Origin of the sequence: Helicobacter sp. L8 (assembly GCF_003660355.1) — a bacterium.
GTDB classification, from domain to species: domain Bacteria; phylum Campylobacterota; class Campylobacteria; order Campylobacterales; family Helicobacteraceae; genus Helicobacter; species Helicobacter labacensis.
Genome location: NZ_QXQR01000033.1, coordinates 1 through 4661, shown reverse-complemented (window position 1 = coordinate 4661; position 4661 = coordinate 1). Strand labels below are relative to the sequence as shown.

At 43.8% G+C, this 4661-nt stretch carries 1 protein-coding gene and 1 pseudogene; both read right to left on the bottom strand.

The window, feature by feature from the left end:
• On the bottom strand, positions 1-1931 hold a 1931-nt coding region (locus tag EAO37_RS08740), incomplete at its 3' end, for a PBECR2 nuclease fold domain-containing protein (protein WP_276206419.1).
• 50 nt (positions 1932-1981) lie between these two features.
• A pseudogene (locus EAO37_RS08735) lies at positions 1982-4661 on the bottom strand (hypothetical protein); the annotation flags it as partial.

Here is a 4661-nt window from a genome sequence, read left to right as displayed (position 1 = left end):
CTAAACTCTTGGGCTTTTTGGTATCTAGCTAGATATTTTTTAGCCCTCTCAATCTCTCTTTCATAGCCCTCTATGATGCGCTTGTGTAGGTCTATGTCTCTTGCGTCTTGGTTTGCCTCTAGCTGTTCGTAAAGTTTTTGTCTTTGTGATCTAGGAGCCTTGCTAAGTTTCTCACTAATTGCCCTTGCCTGCTCCTCTAAATCCCCCCTTTGGGCGATCTCAATCTTTTTCTTTCCATCCTCTATGAGTACAGGGTGGTTGGCTATGGTGTGCTTTGCATCCCAGATACTTCTTTGACTAAAGCGTTCTCTTAATAGATCGTGTATCTGCTCGGGTTCTAGTTGCAACTCTGCTAACTCTTGGGGGGTTTTAAGGGGGGTTGTGGTAGTATCCTCTTTTGAGTTTAAGGGCAGAGTCTCGCCCTTAGTCAAAGAGTCAGAGTTGCGACCTTGACTCTTGCTCGCTAGACTTTTAGAATTGTCATAAGCTGTTACCACCCATCGGTTATTGCCGATTTTAACGCCCTTTTCATTCCACCCCTCATTTAAGCCCACTTTGTAGCCCTGATAAAGGATGTTATAGCCATTGTGGGTTTTAACCACTTCCCCGTTATGGATGATGTCCCTTATGCCATTGCCTAACTTCTCTTCTGCATTCTTTCCTGCAAACTCCTTAAAGTCATCAAGGTGTTTTTCTACAATCTTGCTTAAGCCATGACCTTGTATCTTGCCCTCTTTGTTTTTCACTGCCCCCCACACCAAATCAATATACCCCAACCCCTCTTTATAAAACGCCCCGGCTACTTGCCCGCGTTTTTCTTTTAAAAGCTTTGCTACAGCTTGTGCGCCTTTGCCTGCATATTCGGCAAAGTTCTCCCCAAAGGCGGGATTGGCTGGAATGGCTTTTGATCCACGCTGATCTAAAAGCATTTGCCCGCCTTGTTTGAGCGCGTCGTCTACCTTTTTAAAGGTTTTAAAATCCCCAAAATGGGCTACATGCCATAAACCTTCTTTGTCCTCTCTCAAGTCTACAAAAGTCTTTACCCCCCACTTTTCTTCTCTAGCAAACAAATACCCTTCCTGTGTTTTAAGCACCACACTAGGGCTATCTAAAACATCTCTTAGCCCTAAAAACTTGGAATAATCGCTACGATGAACTTCGTAAAGGGCTTTTTGGGAAAGTCTTGGCGTGTTCTCTAGTGCATTGCTAGGGGTGTAGTAGCCCTCATGGCGTTCTAAGTTGTAAGAGCGTTTTAACCGATCGTAAAAAAGTTGCTGTTTTTCACGAAGTATTTTTTCTCTCTTGACCTCTATCACGCCTTTATGGAAGACACTATGAAGTTTATTACCCGCCATATCATAAGACGCTTGAGTATTCTCAAGCGGACTAAGTCTAAACTTAGGCGCAAGCTTGGGATCAAGCTTGGGGGGCTCTTTGGCTTCAAGTTTAAGTGCTGTTGTGCTATCTTGTGGCGTAGGGTTTAATCCACTGCCATGGTTTGGTGGGGTATTAATCTGCAAGTCAGAGGGCTTAATGGCAGTTCCGCCCGATTCTAATATATCAGACGCGCTGGCAACTTCTCCACCGCTAAACCCTGCATTGTAAAGCACTTTAGAATCTGCAAACTTCTTTTTAATGCCTGAAAAATCCTTGCGTATATGCGTGCTAAACACCCACTCTCCATTGTAATTTTTAGCCACACTCATAAAATAGCGCGTTTTATCGGGGTTGATAAATTCCTTAATAAATAAAAGCCCCTTGCCATCATCTAACACCGCATTGGGGCTTTCTAGCGTGGGTCTTATCAAGGGTAAAAACTCTTCTCTTTGGCGTTTAGACAATTTAACCAAACTCCCCTTGGCAAGTTGGATGATCTCACCCTTTAACACGGGTTCTAAAGCCTCTTGCACTTGCGGGCTAAAGTTAGGGATAAAGGGTTCATCTACACTTTTAAGCCCAAAAGTCTTAAGCCATGCATCGCCTAAATCTTGGGGTTTGCACCCTTAGTGCTCAAAGCCTCTTTAAACTCCTTCCCCCTAAAGCCTGCATTGTAGATCACTTTGTGGCTGTTGATAGCCTCTTGTATCTCTGTGAAGTCTTTGAGTTGGCTAAACGACCACTGCCCGTCTTTGATTTCTGCTTTAGCCATAAAGGCTTGCTTGCTAGTGGGGTCTTTAAACTCTTTAAAAAAGATAAATCCGTGTCCTTTATTGTGTAAAGCAACATTAGGACTTGTTAGAGTGGCGTGCATAGCTGGTAAAAACGCCTTGACATTAGGGGCTTGTATTTTAATAGGGGTGTAGGGGGTGATCTCAAAAATCAAGGTTGATGTAACGCCCATTTTTTTAGCTTGGGCTTTAGTTTCAGGGTCTATAAGCGCATCTAAAGCCCCTTGCAATTTGGGGCTAAACTTTGCCCTATAATAGCTATGGATATTTTTAAGCTCAAAAGCCTTCACCCACTCCTCTTTGAAGTCTAGGGGGGTGTTCAAGCCTTTTAAGGGCGTGGGGGCTTGTTTGGTGGTGATGTGGTCGGTAAGTAACCATGCATTGTCATTCTTTAAAAGTTTGTAAAAACTCAAGCCATGGTAATTCTCCCCATTTTTAAGCCACAAGATCGCCATGTCCCCTTTGCGCTCTAAAGCCCCCCGCTTGATAATCTCAGTAATAGCATCGGCGGCGTCGAAAAAGCCACTTAAGTTAGGGTTGTCAAAGTCCTTAAAATTCTCTTCTTTAAGGATTTTAGATAGACCTACATTGACTTTTTTGCCATTTTGCACCCCCTGCTTAGCCCCCCATGCCAAATCAATGCGCCCTAAATCTTCCCTTTCAAACGCCCCAAGAACAATGTCCACCATTTGGCGGCGCGTTTTGCGATTTCTTAAGCTATAAATCGCTTGCATTCCCCTACCTGCTTCATCAAGGGGAGACGCATCCTGGGAATAAATGCTTAGATTAGGTCTAAGATCGCTTGTATCTGACTCTTTAAGGGGGGTTGTGCTAGAGTGCTCTTGGTTGGGTAAAAGAACATCATCCTTTTTAGGCTCTGACACCGATTTACCCGTAAAGTGCGCATCGTCTCTGGTCTGCGCACTCTCCAACTCTTTAAACCTGTCCTTGCTTCTCCTATCCCTAAAACTTGTAAGCACAAATTTATTATTCTCCCCCTTGCCAAGCACAATCATATCCGTAGGCGTAATAAGCTCGATTTTATTTTCTAATTCTTTGTAAAACTTAGCCTCCTGCAAAATTCTAGGCAAGTCGTGGATAAATTCTAAAGCCTTTTGCTCCCCGTATTGTTTTGTCCTTCTCTCTAAGATATGGGCTAACCCCTTTTTAGAATCCCCCCACACCAAATCAATATGCCCCAACCCCTCCCTATAAAACGCCCCGGCTACTTGCCCGCGTTTTTCTTTTAAAAGCTTTGCTACAGCTTGTGCGCCTTTGCCTGCATATTCGGCAAAGTTCTCCCCAAAAGCGGGATTGGCTTCAATTTTAAGCGCTGTTGTGCTATCTTTGATCACACTATCTAAAGGCTCATTGATGGCTGATGTATCCTTTCCCTTACCCCCACTTAAAGATGTGGATTTTTGGTTTAATTTTGAATCCCGAAGATTGTATGCGTTTTCTGACTCTGAAGAAGAGCCCGCTTTTGAGTTTAAGGGGGGTTCTTGGGTGGCGTTTAAATCTACGGCGGATTTTGTAACTAATTCAGATTGGACGGGAGAATACTGCGGAGAAGTGAGCCTAGAAGAAGCAAAAAGACTAATATCTAGGTCGGATTCTTGACCTAATTCTTTTATCTTGCGTCTTAGCTTTTTAAGCTCACTCTTAGTGCGTGTAGATTTTAGCTTTTCTTTACGCAACTCCTTATAATAGGGGTCTTGTTTCTTCTTAGTTTCCCAACTCTTAGGCGTGTGTATTTGTATCTCACTTGGCACGCCATTGTAAGTAAAATTGATGTGTGCGCCCTTGTAGTTGTCTTGGGTTTTGATGAATCTCGGGCTAATGTCTTTAATAGATGGATTAGATTCTAAGCCTTCTAAAACATGGTCAAATTGCGCACTAATGTTTTCTCTAGGCGCAATAACCGCCCCTCTTAACAAGTCATCCACTCTTGTGCTATCCCCGCCATAATAGCCTAGTTTCTCCTCAATACTCCCCACACTCTTTACAATATGGCTAGCCTCTAACTGGCTACTAGGCTCAGCTAGCCCCTCTAAAAGCCCTTTAAAGCCTATTTCTTGCTCTTGAGCCTTGTTAAAAAGCGCGCTGGCTTGGGCTTGGTAGTTTGGTTGCAATAACCCTGCTAAGTGGCTTTTCTCTTGGTAGCGCACTTCATACACACTAGGCGCGCTATTTCTAAGTTCTTTGGACTTAGACAAGGCTTGTAGTATCTGTGTCTTATCTAAGTGCTTTTCTTTGCCCTCTTTGAGGATTTGCCAACTTGGTTTAATGTCCTCCTTAAAGATCACTTGATCAATCTTGGGTTCTCTCTTTAGGGGCAAAAGCCCGGCGATCTCCTGCTTTCTAGCCTCTATCCTCTTTAAGGCTTCTTTAGCACTCAAGCCCTTAGCGTGCGCGTCTTGGACTAGCTGCGCCGTGCTCTTATACTCTAGCAATTTAGCCGGGTCCAACACCTCTACATCTATAATCTCCACC